23 protein-coding genes and 1 riboswitch are annotated in these 22312 nt (G+C 58.1%); of the genes, 8 read left to right on the forward strand and 15 right to left on the reverse strand.

The genetic code is table 11. The annotated features are described in order from the left end of the window. Window position 1: 1 nt before the first annotated feature. From LG294_RS17995 to LG294_RS18005, 3 genes are all read right to left on the reverse strand, one after another. Window positions 2–1390: an MFS transporter gene (locus LG294_RS17995; RefSeq protein WP_404288205.1), complete on the reverse strand. Its 1389-nt coding sequence runs from the start codon at window positions 1388–1390 to the stop codon at window positions 2–4. A gap of 348 nt (window positions 1391–1738) precedes the next feature. Next, window positions 1739–3094 (reverse strand): replicative DNA helicase, encoded by a 1356-nt coding sequence (gene dnaB, locus LG294_RS18000; RefSeq protein WP_404288207.1) that lies wholly within the window; start codon window positions 3092–3094, stop codon window positions 1739–1741. A gap of 654 nt (window positions 3095–3748) precedes the next feature. After that, window positions 3749–4249 carry a flavin reductase family protein gene (locus tag LG294_RS18005; RefSeq protein WP_404288209.1) on the reverse strand — a complete coding sequence of 167 codons (501 nt, stop codon included), beginning with the start codon at window positions 4247–4249 and terminating at the stop codon, window positions 3749–3751. A 105-nt stretch (window positions 4250–4354) separates the two neighbouring features. Further along, window positions 4355–4471: riboswitch (SAM riboswitch) on the reverse strand. A gap of 232 nt (window positions 4472–4703) precedes the next feature. On the opposite strand from LG294_RS18005, the gene LG294_RS18010 reads away from it, so the two are divergent. The 5 genes from LG294_RS18010 to LG294_RS18030 all read left to right on the forward strand — a co-directional run bounded on the left by LG294_RS18010 (window position 4704) and on the right by LG294_RS18030 (window position 9545). Continuing rightward, entirely contained in the window at window positions 4704–5807 is a 1104-nt protein-coding gene (locus LG294_RS18010) for a PQQ-dependent sugar dehydrogenase (protein WP_404288211.1), read from the forward strand. 156 nt (window positions 5808–5963) lie between these two features. Continuing rightward, window positions 5964–7574: an AMP-binding protein gene (locus LG294_RS18015; RefSeq protein WP_404288213.1), complete on the forward strand. Its 1611-nt coding sequence runs from the start codon at window positions 5964–5966 to the stop codon at window positions 7572–7574. Window positions 7575–7657: 83 nt separating this feature from the next. After that, complete coding sequence (locus LG294_RS18020) at window positions 7658–8236, forward strand: dihydrofolate reductase family protein (protein ID WP_404288215.1); 579 nt, start codon at window positions 7658–7660, stop codon at window positions 8234–8236. A 208-nt stretch (window positions 8237–8444) separates the two neighbouring features. After that, entirely contained in the window at window positions 8445–8816 is a 372-nt protein-coding gene (locus tag LG294_RS18025) for a hypothetical protein (RefSeq protein WP_404288217.1), read from the forward strand. A gap of 105 nt (window positions 8817–8921) precedes the next feature. Continuing rightward, the gene (locus tag LG294_RS18030) at window positions 8922–9545 is read left to right on the forward strand and encodes a TetR/AcrR family transcriptional regulator (protein ID WP_404288219.1); all 624 of its coding nucleotides are present in this window, start codon (window positions 8922–8924) and stop codon (window positions 9543–9545) included. A 62-nt stretch (window positions 9546–9607) separates the two neighbouring features. Here the strand turns inward: LG294_RS18030 and LG294_RS18035 are convergent, their stop codons facing one another. Both LG294_RS18035 and LG294_RS18040 read right to left on the reverse strand, forming a co-directional pair. Next, entirely contained in the window at window positions 9608–11083 is a 1476-nt protein-coding gene (locus LG294_RS18035; RefSeq protein ID WP_404288221.1) for an acetyl-CoA hydrolase/transferase family protein, read from the reverse strand. Between the two features lie 223 nt (window positions 11084–11306). After that, window positions 11307–11612 carry a helix-turn-helix domain-containing protein gene (locus LG294_RS18040; protein ID WP_404288223.1) on the reverse strand — a complete coding sequence of 102 codons (306 nt, stop codon included), beginning with the start codon at window positions 11610–11612 and terminating at the stop codon, window positions 11307–11309. A gap of 242 nt (window positions 11613–11854) precedes the next feature. On the opposite strand from LG294_RS18040, the gene LG294_RS18045 reads away from it, so the two are divergent. Beyond that, a complete protein-coding gene (locus LG294_RS18045; protein ID WP_404288225.1) occupies window positions 11855–12157 on the forward strand; it encodes a PadR family transcriptional regulator in 303 nt (100 codons plus the stop codon). Window positions 12158–12166: 9 nt separating this feature from the next. Continuing rightward, window positions 12167–12559, forward strand: coding sequence for a hypothetical protein (locus LG294_RS18050; RefSeq protein WP_404288227.1), 393 nt, complete (start codon window positions 12167–12169; stop codon window positions 12557–12559). 70 nt (window positions 12560–12629) lie between these two features. Here the strand turns inward: LG294_RS18050 and rplI are convergent, their stop codons facing one another. From rplI to LG294_RS18090, 8 genes are all read right to left on the reverse strand, one after another. After that, a complete protein-coding gene (rplI, locus tag LG294_RS18055; protein ID WP_096282849.1) occupies window positions 12630–13088 on the reverse strand; it encodes a 50S ribosomal protein L9 in 459 nt (152 codons plus the stop codon). A gap of 17 nt (window positions 13089–13105) precedes the next feature. Further along, window positions 13106–13345, reverse strand: a complete 240-nt coding sequence (gene rpsR, locus LG294_RS18060; RefSeq protein WP_026820365.1) for a 30S ribosomal protein S18 — start codon at window positions 13343–13345, stop codon at window positions 13106–13108. A 61-nt stretch (window positions 13346–13406) separates the two neighbouring features. Further along, complete coding sequence (locus tag LG294_RS18065; protein ID WP_404288229.1) at window positions 13407–13997, reverse strand: single-stranded DNA-binding protein; 591 nt, start codon at window positions 13995–13997, stop codon at window positions 13407–13409. 58 nt (window positions 13998–14055) lie between these two features. Next, complete coding sequence (rpsF, locus tag LG294_RS18070; RefSeq protein WP_096282853.1) at window positions 14056–14352, reverse strand: 30S ribosomal protein S6; 297 nt, start codon at window positions 14350–14352, stop codon at window positions 14056–14058. 169 nt (window positions 14353–14521) lie between these two features. Next, window positions 14522–16618 (reverse strand): acyltransferase family protein, encoded by a 2097-nt coding sequence (locus LG294_RS18075; protein WP_404288232.1) that lies wholly within the window; start codon window positions 16616–16618, stop codon window positions 14522–14524. 121 nt (window positions 16619–16739) lie between these two features. Then, complete coding sequence (locus LG294_RS18080) at window positions 16740–17231, reverse strand: helix-turn-helix domain-containing protein (RefSeq protein ID WP_404288234.1); 492 nt, start codon at window positions 17229–17231, stop codon at window positions 16740–16742. A gap of 162 nt (window positions 17232–17393) precedes the next feature. Next, window positions 17394–17942, reverse strand: a complete 549-nt coding sequence (locus LG294_RS18085) for an LURP-one-related/scramblase family protein (protein WP_404288236.1) — start codon at window positions 17940–17942, stop codon at window positions 17394–17396. A gap of 138 nt (window positions 17943–18080) precedes the next feature. Further along, window positions 18081–19361, reverse strand: coding sequence for a M18 family aminopeptidase (locus LG294_RS18090; protein WP_404288238.1), 1281 nt, complete (start codon window positions 19359–19361; stop codon window positions 18081–18083). Window positions 19362–19828: 467 nt separating this feature from the next. Here LG294_RS18090 and LG294_RS18095 point away from each other — a divergent pair, with 467 nt between their 5' ends. Continuing rightward, window positions 19829–20248: a lipopolysaccharide assembly protein LapA domain-containing protein gene (locus LG294_RS18095; RefSeq protein ID WP_404288239.1), complete on the forward strand. Its 420-nt coding sequence runs from the start codon at window positions 19829–19831 to the stop codon at window positions 20246–20248. Window positions 20249–20314: 66 nt separating this feature from the next. Here the strand turns inward: LG294_RS18095 and LG294_RS18100 are convergent, their stop codons facing one another. Both LG294_RS18100 and LG294_RS18105 read right to left on the reverse strand, forming a co-directional pair. Further along, window positions 20315–21016: a response regulator gene (locus tag LG294_RS18100; RefSeq protein ID WP_404288241.1), complete on the reverse strand. Its 702-nt coding sequence runs from the start codon at window positions 21014–21016 to the stop codon at window positions 20315–20317. A 3-nt stretch (window positions 21017–21019) separates the two neighbouring features. Then, a complete protein-coding gene (locus LG294_RS18105; RefSeq protein ID WP_404288243.1) occupies window positions 21020–22309 on the reverse strand; it encodes a sensor histidine kinase in 1290 nt (429 codons plus the stop codon). Window positions 22310–22312: the final 3 nt, after the last annotated feature.

Here is a 22312-nt window from a genome sequence, read left to right on the forward strand (position 1 = left end):
GCTACCTAAGGTCCGCCGTCGCAGAGGATGTGATCCGCGGCGTAATGATCAACAACGCGACCATGAGAAACAATGAGAAGGCAAAAACTGCGGCGAAGCCCAACCCCATGGCCACCGTGGCGAAGATGACTCCGCCAAGTGCGGTCACTCCCGCGTTGCCCAGCCCATCTGCCATGGTCATTGCCGATGAATTGAAGCCTTGTTCCTGCTTGCCCGACAGGGCCAGCATATTCACGTTCTGGCGTGGAAAGATCATCCCCATTCCGAACCCGCCTACTGCCCAACCAACCACGATGATCGTCACTGGCGGATGGAGCAGAGCAGCATAGAGCGCCGTGGTGATGGCCAAGGCCCCCGCCAGGGCGCCTACTCTGATGCAAGTGGAATTGTTCAAACGCCCAGCAAATTTCCCTTGAAGCCACGAACCGAGGGCCCAGAACAATGCGGAGGCGGTGAGCACCAAACCCGCTCTGTCCGGTGGCAGAAAATAGTCCTCGCGCAGCAAATAGGGCAGGTAGATTTCTGTGCCGAAAAATGCTCCGGCTACCAGAGAGCGGGTCAGCACCGTGGCTGGCAGTCCACGCCGGGCGGTGAAGGTTCCTGCGGGAAGCAACGGACGAATTGCCATAAGTGCAAGCGCCATAGCTGCCAGGAGTGCAACGATGGAGAACCACCCGTTGTCCATAAGGCCCAAAAGGTTCATGGCGATCACCGACGCTCCGGTGAGAGCCGCGAGAAATAGCCGCTTGATTGAGACTGGTCCGAGGGTTGTATCGCGTTCAGAATTCATCCGTTGCAGGGTCGGGACAACCGCCATGATCGCGAAGGCAATAAAGATCAGCACCCCAAGAAACACCCAACGCCAACCGAGATATGTGGCGATCAGGCCCGCGATCCACGGTCCGAGCAACGCAGGGATCACGCCCGCGGCGGCGAATAGTGCGAAAATTTTGCTGTGCAATCGTGCCGGGTAAGCCCGGGCGATCAGCACGAATAGTGCCACGGTCACGGCGCCGCCACCGATGCCTTGCAAAATTCTTCCCAGGATCAGCACTTGCATGTCCGCAGCGGTGCCGCAGATCAGCAGTCCCCCGGCAAAAATAGTTACGGAGCCGTACAGCGGAATTTTTGGGCCCCGTCGGTCCGAGATCTCTCCCGCGGCAACCATGCCAAGCATCGCGCTAGCGATCGGTGCGGCAAAGGCCAGCGCGAAGTATTTCTGCCCATCGAGAAGCTCGCTGACCAGCGGCATGATCGTGGAAACCGCCAATGCTTCGAATCCCACTAAGAAGACCAAGACGAACATGCCCAGGGTGGTTGCCAAATATTTGGCGGCATAGATGGACTCGACGGCTGCGGAATCTACCGCAGAGTCACGTGGTGATGGCATGCGGCCATTCTTTCATTGAACGTCTCGGACACCGATTCGGGACCGGTAGTTAGTGGTTGCACTGCATTACTTTGTAAGCTGGGCCCATGCTTAACGAAGATACGCGTCGCCGACTGGTCAAGATCACCGCGCTCTGCCTGGCGCTCATGGTGGGAGCTACCGGGATACTTTCCAGTGGTGTCCTAGGTCTATTCTAGGCAGCCGACCATATGTGCTGCGCGAGTGGGCAGAGTTAGATTCTCATTTGCCTGCATTCAGCGATGCAAAGCAACCAACAAAAGTGCAGAGGCCAAGGAATCTCGCGGATTTCTTGGCCTCTGCACTTTGTTTTTGGTCAGCTTCGGTTGGTTAGCCGTCGTTCTGCATGTTGCTGAAGCGCGAGTAGTGGCCTTGGAATGCCACCGTGATGGTCTTGGTGGGACCGGCACGGTGCTTGGCGATGATCACGTCGGCTTCACCCGGACGGTTTTCCTTGTCATAGACATCGTCACGGTGCAACAGGATGACCATGTCGGCGTCCTGCTCGATGGAGCCCGATTCACGAAGGTCCGAAATCATTGGCTTCTTGTCGGTACGCTGCTCGGAACCACGGTTCAGCTGCGAGAGGGCAACCAGCGGAACATCGAGTTCCTTGGCCAGCAGCTTGAGGTTACGCGAGAACTCGGACACTTCCTGCTGGCGCGATTCCACGCGCTTGCCCGAGCTCATCAGCTGCAGGTAGTCGAGGATGATCATGCGCAGCTCGTTGCGCTGCTTCAGCCGACGGCACTTGGCGCGGATTTCCATCATGGACATGTTCGGTGAATCATCGATGAACAGCGGCGCTTCATTCAACCGGCCCATGGTGGTGGCGATCTTGGTCCACTGCGCGTCCTCCACCGAGCCCTTTCGCAGATCCTGCAGCTGGATGGATGCTTCTGCCGAGAGCAGGCGCATCGCAATTTCGTTGCGGCCCATTTCCAAGGAGAAGAAGACGGTGGCCATGTTGTGCTTGATGGCCGCGGAACGGGCGAAGTCTAGGGCGAAGGTCGACTTACCCACAGCAGGACGGGCAGCGATGATGATCATCTGGCCACCCTTCAGCCCCTGGGTCAGTTCGTCGAACTCGTAGAAACCGGTGGGAACACCGGTGATGCCGTCCCCGGCGTTCGCAGCGTTTTCGATTTCATCAACAGTGCCTTCAATGATGTCCGAGAGGCGCACGTAGTCTTCACTGTTGCGGTTTTCGGCAACCTTGTACACCTCGGCCTGGGCTTCGTTGACGATTGCGTCAACTTCGCCGTCTGGTGAATAGCCCATCTGGACGATACGGGTTCCGGCGTCGACTAGACGGCGCAATACGGCGCGCTCGCGCACGATCTCAGCGTAATAGCCGGCGTTCGCGGCGGTGGGCACCTGCTGGATGAGGTTGTGCAGATAAGCGGCGCCACCCACGCGGGCGATTTCGCTGCGTTTGGTTAGGAGGTCGGAGACCGTCACGGCATCGGCGGGTTCACCACGTCCGTAGAGATCGATGATCGCATCAAAAATTGATTCGTGAGCCGGACGATAGAAATCTGTTCCGCGCAGCACCTCAACAACATCGGCGATTGCATCTTTCGACAGCATCATGCCGCCGAGAACCGACATTTCGGCAGGGATATCCTGCGGCGGGGTGCGACCCGCGTCCGAACCCTGGCTTTCGTAGACCGGCTCCGCGCTCATAACAGACACTTCCATCCCCTATTGACCCTCTGGGAAATACCCTTGTGCCATGATGGCAACACTCAAGCATGTCATCGCCGACCGACGTTATCGTGTTGGCGGTACCTGTGGATATATCAGTCCCAACGCCAACAGTAGGTCTCTTATCCATAGCCGCAAACTCTGTTATCCACAGGATCTGTGGATAATCCCCCTCTAGCTGTGGATAACCCTGTGTGCGACTTGGGGAGAAGCTTGTGGATTACCCCACTTAAACTCCATTAAATCTCAGTTGACTTGGCGTTTACTATTTTCACACCTGTGGATAGAAAGTTAATTTCTTTGTAGAGACAACCTTCGCGATTAGCGTTATCCACAGGATTATTAGCGGAATCCCGGTGTTTTTCAACCATAATCACGACTTATCAACGCCCCATCCACAGAGGTGTGGATAGTTTTGTGGATAGAGCCCTCACATAGAAAGCGGTAGTCACCGCCTCAAAAAGTTACTAAAGCGTAACTTCGAGGCAAGTAATCCACAATTCGATGCCAGACATCTCTGCGCGGCTATGTGAACTCGATGTGTCCATGGGACGTGAACCTAGCTGACCTATTAAACGACTTCGCGCCACTTGTCGGCAAGAGTGACAGGTGGCGCGAAGCGAAGAAAATTATTTAGACGAGTTCCGGGACTGGTAACGAGTGAAATCGTGAATCATGGAAAATCGACGGCGAATGCTGGGCGACCTTATGGCCATGGACCTGCAACAGAATGACCCAGTGGTCTCCAGCCTCAACCTCGTTGTAGACCGTCGTGTCGAGCCACAGCGTTGAGCCCTCGATAAACAACGAACCGTCGGCGCTGGTGTGGGTGTCAACGCCACGGAATCGATCTCCGCTCTTCGAAGCAATCTGCCCACAGACACCTTCGTTGCGCTCGCTGAGCACCGAAACGCCGATTCGCTTTGCGCTACGCAATTTCGGCCAAGTGTTCGATGATTTCTGCACTGCGAACATCACCAACGCCGGTTCCAGCGAGACGCCCACGGTGAAGGAAGATGCGACAATTCCCGTCTTTTCCCCGTTGACCTCGGCGCACAAAGTTGCAACGCCCGATGGGTGCTGCGCGAAAACTTTGCGCAGCGTCAGTGGGTCAAGTTCTTGATTCAAAGACATGCTTTGTTTCCTTTGCTTCGTGCCCACCGGTACGGCGACGGTCGACGGCAGGCTAAAGCATCTATTAGTTGCTCTTACCCGCCGACGAAGGTTTTACGCCTCGATGTGCGGTACTTGTATCGTGCTGTGTTGCGCGACACCGAATCTTCACCTGGAGCACCCCGCTACCGTATAGAGGGTTGCCGGCCAGCTAGCCAGGGCCTTTAGCTGACGCTCATGATTCTGATATAAACGATATTGGCCGGGACTCCTGCTCGTCAAACAAATTGCTTCGCAAATCGAAATATTCAACCTAAAATTCGATGGACGCCAAATATTCAAGGGTCTATCAAAAATTTATTCAATCGCCGGAGTGGGCGGGGTAAATGCGCAGACCGTGTTAAGTACCTTTTCTGATGCCTTTAAGAATCGGCGGACCTCTTGCGTAGCGAAAGGATCTTGCTAGCCTGAAACAATGCGGCCTCGAATAGCTGGTAGTCCAAAGATCACCGTCCGCCTCGGGGTCCTTGCATGCATCGCACTGCTCACCGCATGCGCTTCCCAAACCCCACCCGCACCCAGCGTTACGACAAGCAGCACCGCTATCGATACGGAGCCGCCCGGAGCGCGAACCATTGCAACGGAACTCAACGCTCCTTGGTCCATGGTCTTCGCCGAAGGTGCGCTGATCGTTTCCGAACGCGATTCGGGGCGAATTGTGGAAATAGATGCAGCCGGTCATGCCCGGCAGATCATCCACCTGGACGACGTGGTGCATGGCGGCGAAGGTGGACTCCTCGGATTGGCCTTTCAACAGCCCTATCTGTTCGTGTACTCCACAGCACAGGACGGCAATCGCATCCAACGATTCGAGCTTGCCGGCAAGAGTGGCGCTCTCACTCTGGGTAATCCACGGACAATCCTGTCCGGATTGCCTTCAGCACGCGTTCACAACGGCGGGCGCCTGGCCATTGGCCCGGATTCAATGCTCTACGTCACCGTGGGCGACGCTGGCAACGAATCCTCGGCCCAGGATCTGGAAAGTTTAGGCGGCAAGATTCTGCGGCTGACAGTTCAGGGCGAGGTACCCGAAGATAACCCGTTCCCCGGTTCTCCGGTTTTCAGTTTCGGCCATCGCAACCCCCAAGGTGTCGCTTGGGCTCCCGACGGAACCATGTATGCCAGCGAGTTTGGGCAGAACCGTTGGGATGAACTGAACATTATCGAGCCTGGTGGAAACTACGGCTGGCCGGTGAATGAAGGCATTGCGGAAGATGCCGAATTCCGCGACCCCGTCCAGCAATGGAGCACGCAGTCCGCGAGCCCCAGCGGAATCACCATTCATGATGGGGTCCTCTACATCGCTAACCTGCGCGGAGAGCGTCTGCGATCAGTCGATTTGAGTGCACCGGACGATTCATCCGAGTACTTCGTAGGTGAGCACGGCCGCCTTAGAGATGTGACGATTAGTGAAACCGGCCAGCTCCTGATCCTGACAAATAACACCGACGGCCGTGGCACCCCGCAAGAAGACGATGACAGGATTATCGGTATTTCCCCAGAAGTTTTGACCGACTGAACTGTCACTTGCCGCTGATATCCACCCACTGAACGAATTGATACTTCGGTTCCTGCTTTGACCCTGCGGTTCATGTGAGGATGAAGGCCCAAGTGCTTCAGCTCACACGCTTTGGCTGAAGGATTCCACGGATAAGAATCGAAGGACATCGCACACATGGTCATGACCCAAGCTAACCATTCGGAACTCACACCACTGCGATTCCTGCAGCGCTCAGCCGAGGTATATCCGTCGAAGACTGCGGTGATCCACGGGACCCGTAGCTATAGCTATGCTGAATTCGAGAGCCGCGTGCAACGCTTCGCCCAGGTCATCAAGGCAAGGATCCTTCCCGGGGACCGCGTCGCGGTGCTGGCGCCCAATACTCCCGAGATGCTCATGGCCCACTACGCGGTACCGCTGGCCGGGGGCGTTCTGATCGCACTGAATACCCGCCTTTCAGCACACGAACTGCGCTACATCATGGATCATTCCGAGTCGAAGCTGCTCTTCGCCGATACCGAACTGTTGGCTAACACCTCCACTCTGCGTTCCGAGCTCCCCACATTGGACGCGTTGATTGAGATTACCGACGACCAATTCACCGGAGAGCGACCGGTTGTCGCCGTGGACGCGGTACTTTCCGAACTTATGGATGAGGCCAGCGAGGAACGCCTGAGCTACGAGGTGGAAGATGAGCGCGCACCGATCACGTTGAACTACACCTCGGGCACCACTGGCAAACCCAAGGGCGTGCTTTATTCGCACCGAGGCAGCTACCTGAACTCGCTGAGCGAGGCCCACCACCAGGGCTTTAACGCAAAATCCCGTTACCTGTGGACCCTGCCGATGTTCCACTGCAACGGCTGGTGCACCCCTTGGGCGGTCACCGCAGCGGGTGGCACGCACCTGTGCTTGCGCGGGGTGCGCGAGGACTCGGTATGGGACGCCATTGAGAATCTTTGCGCCACGCATCTCTGCGGAGCGCCGACGGTCTGCTCGATCATTGCCGATTCAACGCGCGCCCACGAGCTGAGTGATCCACTGCGCATCACCACCGCCGGAGCTCCACCTTCCCCGGCAATTATCGCGAAACTGCAGAACTTGGGTATCGAGGTGATCCACGTGTACGGGCTGACCGAGGTCTATGGCCCCTACACCATCTGTGAATACCAGGATGACTGGGATGAACTGGATGAAGACACGAGGGCCTCCATGCTCTCCCGCCAAGGTGTGGGCATGCTGACCGCCGAAAGCGCACGCATTGTTGACGAGAATATGGTGGATGTCCCAGCCGATGGGCAAACCATGGGTGAGATCGTCTTGCGTGGGAACAACGTGATGATTGGCTATTACCGTGATGAGGCAGCCACCGAGCAGGCATTCTTTGGCGGTTACTTCCATACCGGAGATCTGGGGGTGATGCACCCGGACGGCTACATTCAGGTGCGGGACCGCGCCAAGGACATCATCATTTCGGGTGGGGAGAACATCTCGACCATTGAGGTCGAACAGGCTCTCGCCTCGCACCCGCAGGTGCTGGATCTCGCGGTGGTGGGCGTCCCCGATGAAAAATGGGGCGAGCGTCCGGTCGCCTATGTCATTCGCACCACCGGTTCGAGCCTCGATGAGGCGAGCCTGATCAATTTTGCCCGCGAACGGCTAGCGGGATTCAAGGTGCCGCGCACCATCGTGTTTCCGCAGGATCTTCCGCGTACCTCCACTGGCAAGGTGCAGAAGAACGTGCTGCGCAGTCGCAGTCTTGCAGAGGATCGGGAAGACGTTTGATTTAATGCCCGCTTTAAGTTCCCCCACGTACCTGCGAGGCGTAGGCTGGTGTGCACTTAGCGCCAATTTCACTGGGAGTTCCCATGGCAGCGACATACACCTTTGACATTTTCACTAGCCTCGACGGATTCGGCAGCGCGACCGGAAATTGGGGTGGATACTGGGGTAAACAGGGCCCGGAGCTGCTCGCTCGGCGCCTGGAGCACTACTCGCCACCCTGCCGGATGGTTTTCGGCGCAAACACCTATCGGCTCTTTGCCCAATTCTGGGCCGAGGCGGATAAATACACGGATGTTGATGATCCTTGGGGCGAGGCCATGCACGAACAGCCTGCCACCGTCATTTCCAATTCCCTCGTCGCCCCGCTGAGCTGGCCGGACGCTGTACTCGAACGCGGCGATGCCCTTGCCGTAGTACCGCGGCTGAAAGCCGAATCCACGGTGCCGCTGCGCTCCCATGGTTCGCTGTCAATGAACCGTTCGCTGTTGGCAGCCGGCCTTGTCGACTACATTCAGGTCACTATCTTCCCGGTGCTCACCGGTTTGACCGGGCAATCACCGATCTTCGAGGGTGTCGAGGACTTCGACTTGGAACTCGTAGAGTCCCGGCTGCTCGATGGCCGGACGCAGGAGCTCATCTATCGCCCAAGCCTGCATCGCTAGCGCTCCCGCGAATCCACCAAATACGGCTGCCGGATATTGGAAATTCGGCCGTCAAATGGTTTTTTGCCCTACCGGGCTCGTGGCGAAAGTCGGCCCACCAGCCAGAGTCCGAAACCCCGGATAAATAATTGACCGGGCGGTCAATCAATCATAAATTGGAACTTGACTCCCAAAGGGAGCATTTCGACCACTAGGAGGGCGATTTTCAATGAAGAAATGGACTCGGTGGCAAGATTGGGTAGTCGTGGTGGCAGGAGCCTACGCCGCACTGTCTACAATTTGGGTCACGGGCACCACAATGTCCATGAACCTGATGGTGGGCCTTGGGGCCCTGATGGTCGTCGTCGGCGTATGGAGTGCCGCAATGCCACGGCTAGTCAGCCTGGAGTGGCTTCTGGCCGCGATCAGCGCACTGTTGATCGTCTCGCCTTGGCTCGGATCCTACGCCAGCAGCTATGCCACTGCTTCTTGGGTCTCGTGGATCTGTGGCGCCGTTGGCTTGGCTGCTTCGCTCTGGGCCGTAGCACCGGCGATGAACTTGCGCCACGAAACCCATGGCGGTACGCGGGCCGCGCACTGACAACCATCATCAACACGCAACCGGACGCGTGCGGGACGACGGGCATAGCCCGCTGAGTCGCACGCGTCATTCTTGCCCGCAGCTCAACCGCTCAAGGATCCCTCAATGCCCCTGCGCACTCCTACCCATGGTGGCAAACACTCGCCCCGCGCCAAGGATGAAACCGGGGCCGCCGCACGCACCCGCATCCTGGACGCCGCCGAACAACTGTTCGCGAAGCAGGGATTCGATGGGACCCCTACATCGCATATCGCGAGAGATGCTGGCGTGCCCAAAGGGCTGCTGTTCTATTATTTCCCAGCGAAGTTCGCGCTACTCACGGCGTTGCTGGAGGAGCGTTTCCAGGGCGAAAAGATCGACTCCGAGCCGTTGGCCGTTCCCGGCGATCCCGTTCTTGGCCTGGTGCGGATCGCCGAGCGCTACACCGCGGACCAAGCGCGTTCGACGATGCTACGCGTGGTGGTGTGGCGCGAACAGCATACCCACTTAGAGGTGGCAGATGCCTTGGCGCATTATCTGGAGAACCTAGAGCAGTCAATCGAACAGCTGCTAGCTACGAGCGTGAGTTCCCCTGTGGATCAGCGAATTCTGCAGACCACCAGCCGGCTCTGGGCCAGCTATCTGACGACTCGACCGCTGCCGGGCGCATCAACTGGCGGGCCGCGGTCCGGGTCGGAACTGCGCCTGGCCGCGGGCCTAGTCTATTCGGGGATGATTTCAGAGTTGTGAAAGAGCGCGAGCCCGCGAAAACCTTCGGGTTCCCACGGGCTCGCTGCACGGGATGCGAGCGGTTATTCGGCCGGGCGCATGTCCCCGGTCTCGTAGTAGCGCTGGTGCCAGCTCAAGGCTTCGCCTAACAGGTGTGGCGTGTGCTTGCCGTAGCTGTCCTTGCGGGCACGGTCGAAGTAATCCTGCAGCATCGGACGGTACGTAGGGTGCGCGCACTTGTCGATAACCAGCTGGGCACGCTGCTTGGGTGAAAGCCCACGCAGGTCGGCTAGGCCCTGTTCGGTAATCAGGATCATGGTGTCGTGCTCGGTGTGGTCCACGTGGCTGGCCATCGGCACGATGCCCGAAATCTTGCCGCCCTTGGCGGTCGATGGGGACATGAAGACCGACAGGTAGCCGTTGCGCGCAAAGTCGCCCGAGCCGCCGATCCCGTTCATCACATGCGAACCGAGCACGTTGGTGGAGTTCACGTTGCCGTAGATATCCGCCTCGATCATGCCGTTCAGCGCGATACAGCCTAACCGGCGAATGATCTCCGGGTGGTTGGAGATTTCCTGGGCACGCAGCAAGATGCGTTCGCGGTAGTGGTCCACGTGCTTGTTGAACTCATCGATGCCGTCGGCCGACAATGAGAAGCTGGTGGCGGAGGCGAACTCGATGGTCCCGTCCTTGATCAGCTCCAGCATTCCGTCCTGGATGACCTCGGTGTAGGCAGTCAAGCCCTTGTAGCCGCCGCGGGCCAGTCCCGCGAGCACCGCGTTGGCAATGTTTCCCACCCCCGACTGCAGCGGCAGCAGCTTCTCGGTGAGCCGTCCCTGGCGGATCTCGTAATCCAGGAAGTCCAGAAGATGATCGGCAATCTTCGTGCTGGTCTCGTCCACCGGAGCGAAAGGGCTCAGGCGGTCAGGCGCGTCGGTTTCGACGACCGCCACCACCTTGGTGACGTCGATGTCCATGTACTTCTGTCCGATGCGGTCGCGCACCGTGGTCAAGTTGATCGGTTTGCGCCGCGGTGGCAGCGCGGTTCCGTAGTAGATATCGTGCATGCCGTCCAAAGAGGCCGACTGCTGGGTGTTAACCTCGATGATGATCTGGTCTGCCATTTCCAACCAGGTCTTGTTATTGCCTACCGAACTGGAAGGGATGAGGTCGCCTTCTGCGGTCACCCCGACCACCTCGACGATAGCTACATCGATCTTGCCGTAGAAGCCGAACCAGGCGTGCTGAGCGACGTGGGACAGGTGAATGTCCATGTACTCCATGTTGCCTTCGTTGATCCGGCGGCGTAGCTCCGGATCGGACATATAAGGCAGGCGCAGGTTCATGCCCTCCGCCTTAGCCAGGACCCCGTCAAGCTCGGGAGCGGTCGATGCGCCGGTGAGCACATTGATCTTGAAGTCTTTGCCTTCGCCATGCTGGCGTTCCATCTGCGCCGCGAGCGCGCCCGGGACCGCTTTGGGGTATCCCGCACCGGTAAAGCCACTCATGGCCACTGTCATACCGGGTTTGATGAAAGTTGCCGCCTGTTCGGCACTCATCAAACGGTCAGCAAAGGCTCGGTGGTGAATACGCTCGTGCAAAATAACCCCTTCTAAACTTCCTTGTGATTCAGGTCTATAACCTGCATCTCATCGGAACACTTTAGCCGTTATTTGCAGAGAATGAGAACGCCACTAGGCCTTATTCGCGATAGGTGGGGATTTTAGCGACGAGGTGCGTTCAATTTGCGCTGACCGGTCTGACCGGAGTCGACCCTATGCCCTAGTTCAACTCCACGTGGATGGCTTCGCCGACAGCCTTTATCTGCAGCCTGCCGCCCATTGCTTCGACGTAACGGCGCAAGGTGGCGAACTGCACGCGGTCTATGTCTCCGGTTTCCATGCGGGCAACGCGATCAACACTCAACTTCAGCAAGGCGGCCAGTTCCACCTGGCTCAATTCCGCTTCTTCGCGCATTTCGCGTAGCGACAGCTTGCGCGATTCTTCCTGCACGGTGCGCCGGTGTTCGGCTACCGCGTCGCGTTGGGAATCAGTTAATACATCTGGATCGGCATACGCAAAGCCCATGTGTTCCACCGCTTCTTTTATTTTCGTCAGTCATAGTCACTCTCACCTTCGAGATTATGGGCGGTGGCATCGATCCCCAATGATTGTGACGCCATTAGTTCGCCACAACTAGATGAATTGTGCACTAACTCCGGGTTATGCCACGGCGTGGAGCCACAGCAAGCCCGCATGACTTGGGCGGACAGGGAATGTCATCCAAAAGTTGGACGAAAACGCATCTATGTATGAAACATACTTAAGGCATGAACGAGAATAAGGTAGTTCATCAGGTCAAGCGTTCCATGCTGCCCGTCGTGATCCTGAGCCAACTACTCCAAGAGCCCAGCCACGGTTACTCCATGCTTTCAAAACTCGAAGAGCACGGCATCACCGGGATCAAGAGCGGCACCTTGTACCCCCTGCTTCGCACCATGGAAGAAGCCGGAGACATCGCAGCTGAATGGGAAATCGCAGCTCGCGGACCGGCACGCAAGAACTTCAAAATCACCGAACAGGGCCAACAGACTCTGCAAGAAATTCGACTCTGGCTACGCCAGATTGGTTAGGAGCTCCACATGAAAAATATCGACACTTACCTCGAAGAGCTGCGTTTCAACCTCTCCCTGCGCAACCAGAATACCGATACCATTCGCGATATTCTGCGCGAGGTGAGTTCGGAGTGCAGTGACTACGAAGAGGCAACGAACAACTTCGGCACGCCAAATGACTACGCCCAAAGCTTCCCCAAAAAAGACGCGGCAAAGGGCCACCAAATGTTCATGATGATCGGACTAGCCCTGGGAATACTATGGCCGGTATTTCAACTTATCAATCGCGACCAAGATCCCGAAGGGCTCAATGGACTTGGAACGATAGCCAGAACCTGGCTCCCAGCTTTGGGCTTTATCGCACTCGGAATCCTCATCGACTTCTCCCGCGCTTTGGGCCGTTCTCGAAAGAGCCGTTAAACGCCAATGGGTGGTGCATTCCCTTTCGGAGAATGCACCACCCATTGAAAAGAGGTGAGTCTAAGAAGACTTACTTCTTGGCAGCAGCTACAACCTGAAGCTTCAGGTTTGCAACAACATCCGCGTGAATGCGAACGGTTGCGCTGTAGTTGCCAGTCGACTTGATGTGGTCGTTGACCTCAACGTTGCGCTTGTCGATCTTACCCAGACCGGCAGCCTCAACTGCGTCAGCGATGTCAGCGGTCTTAACGGTGCCGAACAGGCGGCCGTTAGCGCCAGCCTTGACGGTGATCTTCACCGGCTGGGACTTCAGCTTCGCTGCAATTGCCTGAGCTTCCTCAAGGTTTGCAACGGCACGAGCGGCACGAGCAGCCTTGATGGACTCAACCTGCTTCTCACCGCCCTTGGTCCACACGAGTGCGAACCCGCGTGGAAGGAGGTAGTTACGGGCGTAGCCGTTCTTTACCTCAACAATGTCGCCTGCAGCACCCAGACCGGATACTTCGTGAGTCAGAATGATCTTTGCCATTTTGCTATCCCTCTTCCTTAGCCTCGGCCAGCGCCGGAGTAAGGCAGCAGGGCTACTTCACGTGCGTTCTTGATTGCCTGTGCGATCTTGCGCTGTTCCTGAACCGATACACCGGTCACGCGACGAGCGCGGATCTTTCCGCGATCAGAGATGAACTTGCGCAGCAACGCTACGTCCTTGTAGTCGATGACGGTGATGTCAGCGGCCTTCAAGGGATTGGACTTTGGTTTGGGCTTACGGATTTCAGCCTTAGCCATCGTGGAGCTCCTTAGGTTTGGAGCCCGCAGAGAGATCTGCGGGATGGTGAATAAATAATTGTTAGAAAGGTGGCTCGTCGTTGCCTGGGTTGCCCCAGCCACCGCCGCCGCCGTTGTTACCGCCGGAGTTGCCTCCGGTGCTCCACGGGTCGTTGGATGGAGCATTCCATCCACCGCCCTGCTGTGGCTGCTGTTGCGGCTGCGCTTGTGGGGCGTTTTGCTGCGGCGCGTTGGAGAAACCTCCACCGCCACCGTTGTTGCCAAAGCCGCCCTGGCCACCGCCGGAGCGCTGGGTGCGGGTTACCTTGGCAGACGCAAAGCGGAGCGACGGGCCGATTTCATCGACCTCTAGCTCCATGACGGTGCGACGTTCGCCTTCCTTGGTGTCGTACGAACGCGAGCGCAGACGACCCTGAGCGATGACTCGCATGCCCTTGGTGAACGTCTCGGCTACGTTTTCTGCAGCCTCACGCCACACCGATGCACGCAAGAACAGGGCTTCCCCGTCCTTCCATTCATTGGACTGGCGATCGAAGGTGCGAGGAGTCGAAGCGATCGTAAAGTTCGCTACGGCTGAACCGGATGGCGTGAATCGCAGCTCCGGATCGGCGGTCAGATTTCCGATGACGGTAATAACAGTCTCGCCTGCCATTGACTCTCCTTACTCAGAATGAACGTTTGTCGTACAACGAAAGATGTTGCAAGCGTAATTAAACGCGAGCCTCTTCCGGACGGGTGACCTTGTGGCGCAGGATCTGCTCGTTGATCTTGAGCTGACGCTCAAGCTCGAACGAAGTAGCTGGATCCGCGGTGTAGTTCACCACGATGTAGATGGCTTCTGCCTTCTTCTGGATCTCGTAAGACATCTTGCGACGTCCCCAGATATCGACCTTCTCGATCGATCCACCAGCAGCGCGAACAACCTCGAGGTACTTCTCGATGGTTGGCTCTACGGTGCGGTCATCGACCTCTGGATCGATGAGGACCATAAGTTCATAAGCACGCATGTGAACCCACCTCCTTTGGGCTAAACGGTCGCGGCATTTCCGCAACAGGAGGTTCTTGCGTTATCAATGCTCCGCGGCACCCAAGTTTCGGGCGTGCAGTAGCACAGACCTTTCAATCCTACCCGAGATGTCGGTCGGGACAGAACCCTTGGTGTCCTAGATCATGAACTCATTTTTGTTTGCCGTCCATTGCGGCTTCCAGGCGTTCGCCGAGCACCGGCGCCAACGTGCGCATATAGGTGTCAGAGACATGATGCTTATCCCGGTAAACAAGGACATTTCCGATGACGGCCGGGCAGCGCTGGGCAATGCAGAACTGGTCGCTGAAATCCAGCACCTGGACCCGGGGTTCAAGCTTGGCGGCCTGGCGGGTGGCATCCCCCTCTTCGAAGGCGGATTCCTTGTCAAAGGAACACTCTTCTGGGTTGGATGAGTGCTCCTCCACGCAGTCGCGCGCATAGGAATCCTGAGGAGGTCGCGGCGTATCAACCACCGCGTACACCTGGCGTCCGCCGTCCTCTAGCTTGCCCCACTGCTCGGCGTACCCCTGAGCCGCGTCCCCGACGAAGCTCGCGCCGCCCCAGTTGGCCGCAACAATCGCGTTGAGGTCCTCGCGTTCGCCCAGTTTCTTCAGTGTCTGCTCATTGGCTTCGGCGCAATTGATCCCTCCGTCGCGTTCGGCGGTGCGGCTTTCGGCGCTGAACGGGCAGGAATTCTTCAAATAGGTCACGACTTTCCAGCCGCGTTCCTTGGCATGGCCGGCGAGCGCCTCGAACCAGTGGGCTGCGTGGGAGTCGCCAACTAAGGCCACGGTGAAGGTGGCATCCTCACTGCCGAATTCGCATTCCTTGATCTGGGTGGATTGCGGGTCCTGCACGCAGTCGCCTAAGTCCGGCTGATCGTCTTCGGCTGTTGCCGGCACCGGAATGATCTGAGGCTGGTCTGCCAAATAGGCCGGCGCGCCCACCGATACGGAGGCTGCGCCAAAACCGGCCGGAGGGTCCTGCAGCATCGCGGCGACTTCTTGCTGATCGCGTTCGATCGATTCGCGTTGCGCAACGCCCGGAATCAGCGCCACGGAGGCAACCACCGCGATCAATGTGGCACCTGCAAGCAGCGAACGCTTCGCGGAGGCGGCCACCGGCCGCCAATTCCGTAGCGGGGTCTCGACGAAACGCAGGCTGGCCCAGGCTAATCCTAGTGACCCTGCCAACAGCGCCAGGGATTCCACCGGGGTCGGATCATGCCCGGTGAGGTGGGTGGCGAAAACTATCAGCGGCCAGTGCCAGAGATACAAAGAGTACGAGGCCAAGCCCACCCATTGCACCGGAGCAAAATTCACCAGTGGGTGTAGCGAGCCGGGGCCCGAGGTAGTGCCTGCGGCAATGATTGCCGCGCAGCCAAGCACCGGGAGGGCGGCGGCGATTCCGGGGAATACGGTTTGCGCGTCATAGGTGAAGGCCGCACCGAGAATTGCCACGAGCGCGAGGAGTACCAGCGCATTGCGCACCGACCATGAGCTAGCCCAGCGCGGAAGTTTGAAGGCGCCGTGTGCATGCCCATCGGCCGCAAGGGCCAGCAGTCCCCCGGCCGCTAGCTCCCAGATGCGGGTAGTTGTCATGAAGTAGCCGGCGGCATCCCCGGAGTATCCGGTGAAGATCGAATAGCCCAAGGAGACGAGTGCGGTAACCGTAAAAACGATCCACAGCATGCGACGGCGGGAGGCAAAGCGATCGGTTCGTGGACCGGGGAGATTGTGTTTGACCAGCATGCAGACCGCCAGCACCAGCAGCGGCCAGAATAGGTAGAACTGCTCCTCAACCCCTAGGGACCAAAAGTGCTGCAGGGGCCCTGGCGCCTGCTCAGCTGCCAAATAGTCTACGGAATCCGCGGCCAGCACCCAGTTCTGCACCGAGAAGGCCGAGGCGAGCGCCTGCACGCCGAGTGTCCCCCACTGAGTTTTCGGGAGGATGAGCAGAGCCGCCGCAACGACCACCAGAATGACGAGCATTGCCGCCGGCAAGATCCTCCGGGCACGCCCGGCGAAGAAGGACGCTAGGTTCACCGTCCCGGTACGCTGTGCCTCCCGCAGAAGGTGCGAGGTGATCAAGAAGCCGGAGATGACGAAAAAGATGTCCACGCCAATATATCCGCCGGGCAGCAGTCCAGGCTCCAGGTGATAGGCAACCACCAAAAGGACCGCGAGGGCACGCAATGCCTGGATTTCGGGTCTGAAATTTTTGGTGTTTGCCGAAAGTGAACTCATATTCTTTGATCAGACCAGCTCCTGGTTAACAGCAGGTAATCGCTGGGCGTCTGCAAACAAAACTACAGGTGGGAAACTCATGGGTGCTTGTAACCCGCATATGAGTTGCCAACAGCCTTAGTTAGCCCAAGAGTTTCCTATTGGCCATGGAGAGTGGATATTTGGCATCCAGCTTTGGATCAATTCTCAGACGGAACACCGCTTCAAGCAGCAACCGTCCCACTGCCCAGTAGGCCGGTATGAGAAGCCAGATATACCAGCCAAAATTTCCTACCGTGGCAAGAATGAGGGTTGCGAAAGTAACTAGTATTCCCAGTCCTCGATAAATCAGCACGATTCCTTGCGTCGCCGAATCCCGACGCTCTTGATCTACCCGAGTTCGGGACTCTAATCCGTCGACGGCCTCTGAGAAGCGTGGGGTTTGCACGCTGATAAAAAGCTCGCCAACCTGCACGTCCAACGCTTTGGCGATCAATGAGAGCGTCTCCAGGCTGGCATCATTGCCGGCTTCCAGTCGCTGAACAGTTCTGACAGTGATGCTGCTTTCCGTGGCCAGACGTTCTTGCGTCCAACCTTTAGCGCGGCGAAGTTCTGCAATCCGTGATTCATTCATGGAACTGACACTACTGGCGGCACCCACGAAAGCACCACGACTTGCCCCCGACTGTTATCCGACAGCAACCCGACAGGCCACGACAACTAGGCCTTATCCACAGATGACAAGCAGTTAAAGGTATTCCTCCTGGCGACTATTTCTGCCGCCAGAACTTCCCAGTTAGCTACGCTGGCGCTTTTCCCTGATGAGGTCTAACGCCAAGACCGACCCGATGATCGCTTGGCGTTGCTGCGTGGTGAGGTTTTCAGCCAACTTCAACGCATAAGTTGATTTGCCCATCAGAGCGTTGCCCATCCCCGACCATTCGCGGGTCACCGTACCCAGAACACCGCCGGGACCGGTGATCTGGAAATCAAAGTCCCAGACGCTACCGAGCAAATCCAATTCTTCGCCCTGCATGGACATGGTGACTCGCGTCTTGAAGAAGGTGACCCGTTTGACGAGACTCGCCAGTGGAGCCCCCTGGCCGTCTGAGATTTCGAAACGGTCGCGGCCCATGGTCATGGTGTCCTTGACCTGGATAACAGGGTTATCCGGGCCATCAAAGACCGTCAGTTGCCGCGCACCGGCAAACATGCGGCCCAGTGCGCTGCCGCCCGTTTCAACGTGTGCGATCTGCCCGCCAGCGCCGTCCATGATGGCGAAGTCATTCCTTGAGATGTTCTTGGTCTGTTGGAAGACCAGCAGGTCTTGAGCGAAGATCGTCATGCAGGCGATTATGCCATCATGTGCCACGACATATGAAGGAGCGCAAACGCCATAGATCTCAGCCGTTATGGCAACCTCCAACCCCAAATGAATTCAGCATCAAAAGATCCTGAATTCATTTGGAGCGAGGTAGATTTTCTAGGCTCCGAAAAATACCCGGGAGACCTTCGAGAGGTACCAAGGATCATCCACGCCGCACATCTCGCGAGCCGAGTGCATCGATAGCAGCGCGACACCCACATCCAAGGTACGTATGCCCAAACGGGTGGCGGTCAGCGGGCCGATGGTGGAACCGCACGGTACGCGGTTATTCGAGACGAACTCTTGGTACGGGACTCCGGCGCTCTCGCACCAGTTCGCGAAGGCTGCGGCCCCGACCGCGTCGGTGGCGTAGCGCTGATTGGCGTTGATCTTCAGCAATGGACCACCGTTGAGCTGCGGCCGGTTGGCCGGGTCATGACGCTCCGCATAGTTCGGGTGCACCGCGTGACCGGCATCCGCGGAGAGGCAGATCGAAGCGGACATCGCGCGAGCGGTATCTTCGGTGCTCGCGCCGAAGGAAGCCTGAATCCGCCCCAGCAGCTCTTCCAAGAATGGTCCGCTGGCACCGGAACGTGATGCCGAACCGATTTCCTCGTGGTCAAAGGCGGCGAGCATGGCGATGTGGTTGCCCGATGGGCTCCTGGAGTGACCGGTCAACGCGATCAGTCCAGCATGCACGCTGGTGAGGTTATCCAGTCGTGAACTGGCGAAGAAGTCTTTGCCGTGACCGAATACCTCGCCGCGCTGAGCGGGAGCGGTGAGCACGTCGTAGCCCGCAACCAATGCCGGATCCACGCCCGCTGAGGCCGCCAGAATTCCCAGAATGTCTGCGTCTGCCAGATCCCCGGCACCGAATATCGGGTTCGTGTGGGTCTGCTTGTCCAAGGTCAGACCCTCGTTCACCTGTCGATCCAGATGAATTGCGAGCTGCGGAATGCGCAGAAGCGGTTCGGTCTGAGCCAGGTGCACGGATCCGTCGCGCAGCACCAGACGCCCTGCGAGCACCAGTTCGCGGTCCAACCAGGAATTCAGCAGCGGACCACCGTAAACCTCGACGCCTGCCTGCCACCATCCGTTGGAGCTGGTGGTTGGTTTGGGCTTGAGTTTAAAACCTGGTGAATCTGTGTGTGCGCCGAGGATGTGGAAACCACTGGTCGCGGTGGCTCCTTCGGGCTGAACCCACGCGATGACGGCGCCGTCACGCACCACGTAGTAGGAGCCCGCGCTCAGAGTCCACGCGGCGGATTCGTCCAATGCAGTAAAACCCGCAGCGTCCAATCGTTTGGCAGCGCTGGCTGCCGCATGGAAGCTCGACGGGGAGGTCGCTACGTATTCGGCCAGGTCTGCAATGTGGGCCATTGCTGCGGCTTGTGCCATAACTGGGTGCTCACTTCTTTCATCAGGTTGCGGTGTCGGCCTGAATTGCCGAGCTTTGTCCAGCTTAGTGGGCTTCAACAGATACCGGCTATGCCCGCGGATGCTCCACGGAGTTTTCGGCAACTTGCCTGCCGATCTTTCGGAGTCAGTAGTCGTTGCGGCAATCCACAATCGTGATTGGCCGCCTCGTGACAAGGAGCCCGAATGTAGCCTGCCGCGCCGCTTCAAGTTCCGATTGCGCTGATCGAAGTGGCGGAAAGTGTGCAGGAAACTTCACAGGCCACGGTGCAACGCCTCTCGCAGCCTGCGCCAAAGGGGCAGGAACACCACGAAGCACATGGCCCAACTTCGGCATTCTCGAGCCACGACGACCTCTGACCAGCGCATCAAAAGGTATTGCACTTGACGAAGTGCCCATTTTCCGGCAATGCTGGCAGAAAGTAGCCAACTAGGAAACGAGCGGAATCATGACATCGACTCCTCACAACCCAGATCAGATCCCGGTAGGTCACGAGCCAACACCACATCCAGAAGAGGTTGCGGCAACGAAACCGGTGCCTGCCCCGGTTGATAAACCGAAGAAATCCAAGGGTAAGACCGCGCCGCCGGCACCAGAGACAAAGTTGCCTGCAACAAAGCTCGGACGGATCTGGACCGCATCCGTTCTGGGCCTCATTGTTCTGGTGCTGCTGATCATTTTCATTGCCCAGAATCAGGATCAGGTGACGTTGCGCTACTTCACCTATGAGGGTCAGGTGAATCTCGGCTTGGCACTGTTCATCGCGGCAGTTGCAGGTGGTTTGCTCATCGCGGCTGCCGGGGCGGCCCGCGTGATTCAGCTGCGCGCCACAGCCAGGAAAGACCGTAAGGCGCAGAACCGCCGTTAAGCTCGACAACGCCGCTGGCTGCACCCGATGCGGGTGTAGCCAGCGGCGTTTTTCTTTGTTCGAACCTTAGAAGTCCAGCCCCTGGGAAGGGATGACCAACCCGGTCTCGTAGGCATAAACCACGGCCTGCACTCTGTCTCGCAGATGCAGCTTGGTCAGAATGCGCCGCACATGTGTCTTAACTGTCGCCTCGGAGAGGAAAAACCGATGCGCAATCTCCGCATTCGACAACCCTTCGGACAGGGCGCGCAGCACCTCCTGCTCACGAGGTGTCAGATCATCGAGCAGTGGATCGCGTTCCGGAGCCTCGGCGTTCTTCGCCGGCTGTCCCTTGGCGCCGTTACGCACATAGGTCTCCAGCAGCCGAGCGGTCACACGCGGGGCAACAACGGCATCCCCGGAAGCAACCAGACGCACCGCGGAGACGAGTTCCTCGGGAGCCACATCCTTGAGCAAGAAAGCACTCGCACCCGCCTGCAAACCGGAGAATGCGTACTCGTCCAGGTCGAAGGTGGTCAAGATGATGATCTTCGTATCCGGGTACTGCTTGGCAATCCGTTCGGTAGCTTCCAGGCCATCCATCTTCGGCATCCGCACATCCATGAGCACCACGTCCGGGTTCAATGCGGCGGTCTGCGTCAACGCTTCCAAACCGTCTGCGGCCTCCCCCACGATATGCATATCGCTTTCACCTTCGAGGATCAGCCGGAAGCCCATGCGCAGCAGTGGCTGGTCATCGACCAGCAGCACCTTAATATTTTCTTCCATGAGCTACTCCTTGGGACTTGGATTCTGGTTGCTGCATTCGGGCAATTGCAAAGTGGCTTTAACGATCCAACCTCCATTGGCCGCCGGCCCAGCGTTTACCGTTCCATCAAAAAGCGCCACGCGTTCACGCATCCCGCGCAGCCCCTGGCCGGTACCGACACTTGGCACACGGGTCGCATCACCGTCATCGATGATTTCGATCCGCACCTGGCTCGCGCAGCGTTCCATCCGCACCTGCACGTTGCTGACATTGTGGGCGTAGCGCAAGGAGTTAGTCAATGACTCTTGGATAATGCGGAAGACCGTCAGCTGGAAAGCAACGTCTTCGGGAAGTGGCTTGCCGGAGTACGTGTAAGTCAGTGGCAATCCGGCAACACGGAAGCCTTCAAGTAATTGCTCGAGGCTGCCTCCGGTTGGTTTTAGCTCCGGCTCACCGGTCTCATTCTGGCGCAAGACCCCGAGCATGCGCCGCATATCGGCGAGCGCCGCCCGGCCGGTGCCAGAGAGTTCTTTGAGCACCTGCTCCGAGCGCTCCTGGTCGCGCCGACCGACCACGCGCGCCCCCTCGGACAGCGCAATCATCACCGAGAGCGAGTGGGCGACCACGTCATGCATTTCGCGGGCGATGCGATTTCGTTCCTGCACCTGGGCTAGGCGCGAGACCTGCGAAGCCCAATGGTTGAGCTCGGCTTCGTGAATACGCGCATTGCGGATGTTCGTTCCAATGGCAGCGGCCGCCGCGTAGATTCCGATCAGGAATCCGCCGGTGACACCGATGAGGATTCCGGAGGCTGCGGCGTCATCGAGGTTTTCTTCACCTGGTTCCGCCGTCAGGTCCGACAGGTCCGGGTAACCCATCAGCACCATCATCAACAGTTGGAAGCAGCCGGCAAGCAGTGCGATGGGGATCGCACGCCGTCCGGAATAACTGGTTCCCACCGTGTACAGGGCAATGGCCATGCCGACCCCGCCCATTCCGCCGCTTTGGCCGGCAATCAAAATGCCAACAAATTCAAGGACGAAAACGATGCTCAGCACGGTCAACGGCGCCTTGCGGCGCCCGAGCAGCACCAGCCCGATACTCACCGTCAGCAGCAAATAGAACGCCGAAGGCACCTGCGGCAAGTAGGCCATCATGACGGTGTTGGGGAGGGCCAAGAAAAAGTAAATAACTACGGTTCCCACAACGACCACACGCGGATGGGTGCGCAGGTACCTGCGTACCCGGCCCATCCGCTTGGCCGCCAGCTCGTCGAAGGAGACTATCGGCTCCTGCAGCGATGTTTGGCTCATGTC

It is taken from the genome of Glutamicibacter arilaitensis (assembly GCF_044793945.1).
Taxonomy (GTDB): domain Bacteria; phylum Actinomycetota; class Actinomycetes; order Actinomycetales; family Micrococcaceae; genus Glutamicibacter; species Glutamicibacter arilaitensis_B.

Bases quoted from the DNA above. Each gene is read 5' to 3' on its own strand.
- LG294_RS17995 (WP_404288205.1), bottom strand. From the start codon at position 1,390: ATGCCATCACCACGTGACTCTGCGGTAGATTCCGCAGCCGTCGAGTCC.
- dnaB (WP_404288207.1), bottom strand. From the start codon at position 3,094: ATGAGCGCGGAGCCGGTCTACGAAAGCCAGGGTTCGGACGCGGGTCGC.
- LG294_RS18005 (WP_404288209.1), bottom strand. From the start codon at position 4,249: ATGTCTTTGAATCAAGAACTTGACCCACTGACGCTGCGCAAAGTTTTC.
- LG294_RS18010 (WP_404288211.1), top strand. From the start codon at position 4,704: ATGCGGCCTCGAATAGCTGGTAGTCCAAAGATCACCGTCCGCCTCGGG.
- LG294_RS18015 (WP_404288213.1), top strand. From the start codon at position 5,964: ATGGTCATGACCCAAGCTAACCATTCGGAACTCACACCACTGCGATTC.
- LG294_RS18020 (WP_404288215.1), top strand. From the start codon at position 7,658: ATGGCAGCGACATACACCTTTGACATTTTCACTAGCCTCGACGGATTC.
- LG294_RS18025 (WP_404288217.1), top strand. From the start codon at position 8,445: ATGAAGAAATGGACTCGGTGGCAAGATTGGGTAGTCGTGGTGGCAGGA.
- LG294_RS18030 (WP_404288219.1), top strand. From the start codon at position 8,922: ATGCCCCTGCGCACTCCTACCCATGGTGGCAAACACTCGCCCCGCGCC.
- LG294_RS18035 (WP_404288221.1), bottom strand. From the start codon at position 11,083: ATGAGTGCCGAACAGGCGGCAACTTTCATCAAACCCGGTATGACAGTG.
- LG294_RS18040 (WP_404288223.1), bottom strand. From the start codon at position 11,612: ATGGGCTTTGCGTATGCCGATCCAGATGTATTAACTGATTCCCAACGC.
- LG294_RS18045 (WP_404288225.1), top strand. From the start codon at position 11,855: ATGAACGAGAATAAGGTAGTTCATCAGGTCAAGCGTTCCATGCTGCCC.
- LG294_RS18050 (WP_404288227.1), top strand. From the start codon at position 12,167: ATGAAAAATATCGACACTTACCTCGAAGAGCTGCGTTTCAACCTCTCC.
- rplI (WP_096282849.1), bottom strand. From the start codon at position 13,088: ATGGCAAAGATCATTCTGACTCACGAAGTATCCGGTCTGGGTGCTGCA.
- rpsR (WP_026820365.1), bottom strand. From the start codon at position 13,345: ATGGCTAAGGCTGAAATCCGTAAGCCCAAACCAAAGTCCAATCCCTTG.
- LG294_RS18065 (WP_404288229.1), bottom strand. From the start codon at position 13,997: ATGGCAGGCGAGACTGTTATTACCGTCATCGGAAATCTGACCGCCGAT.
- rpsF (WP_096282853.1), bottom strand. From the start codon at position 14,352: ATGCGTGCTTATGAACTTATGGTCCTCATCGATCCAGAGGTCGATGAC.
- LG294_RS18075 (WP_404288232.1), bottom strand. From the start codon at position 16,618: ATGAGTTCACTTTCGGCAAACACCAAAAATTTCAGACCCGAAATCCAG.
- LG294_RS18080 (WP_404288234.1), bottom strand. From the start codon at position 17,231: ATGAATGAATCACGGATTGCAGAACTTCGCCGCGCTAAAGGTTGGACG.
- LG294_RS18085 (WP_404288236.1), bottom strand. From the start codon at position 17,942: ATGACGATCTTCGCTCAAGACCTGCTGGTCTTCCAACAGACCAAGAAC.
- LG294_RS18090 (WP_404288238.1), bottom strand. From the start codon at position 19,361: ATGGCACAAGCCGCAGCAATGGCCCACATTGCAGACCTGGCCGAATAC.
- LG294_RS18095 (WP_404288239.1), top strand. From the start codon at position 19,829: ATGACATCGACTCCTCACAACCCAGATCAGATCCCGGTAGGTCACGAG.
- LG294_RS18100 (WP_404288241.1), bottom strand. From the start codon at position 21,016: ATGGAAGAAAATATTAAGGTGCTGCTGGTCGATGACCAGCCACTGCTG.
- LG294_RS18105 (WP_404288243.1), bottom strand. From the start codon at position 22,309: ATGAGCCAAACATCGCTGCAGGAGCCGATAGTCTCCTTCGACGAGCTG.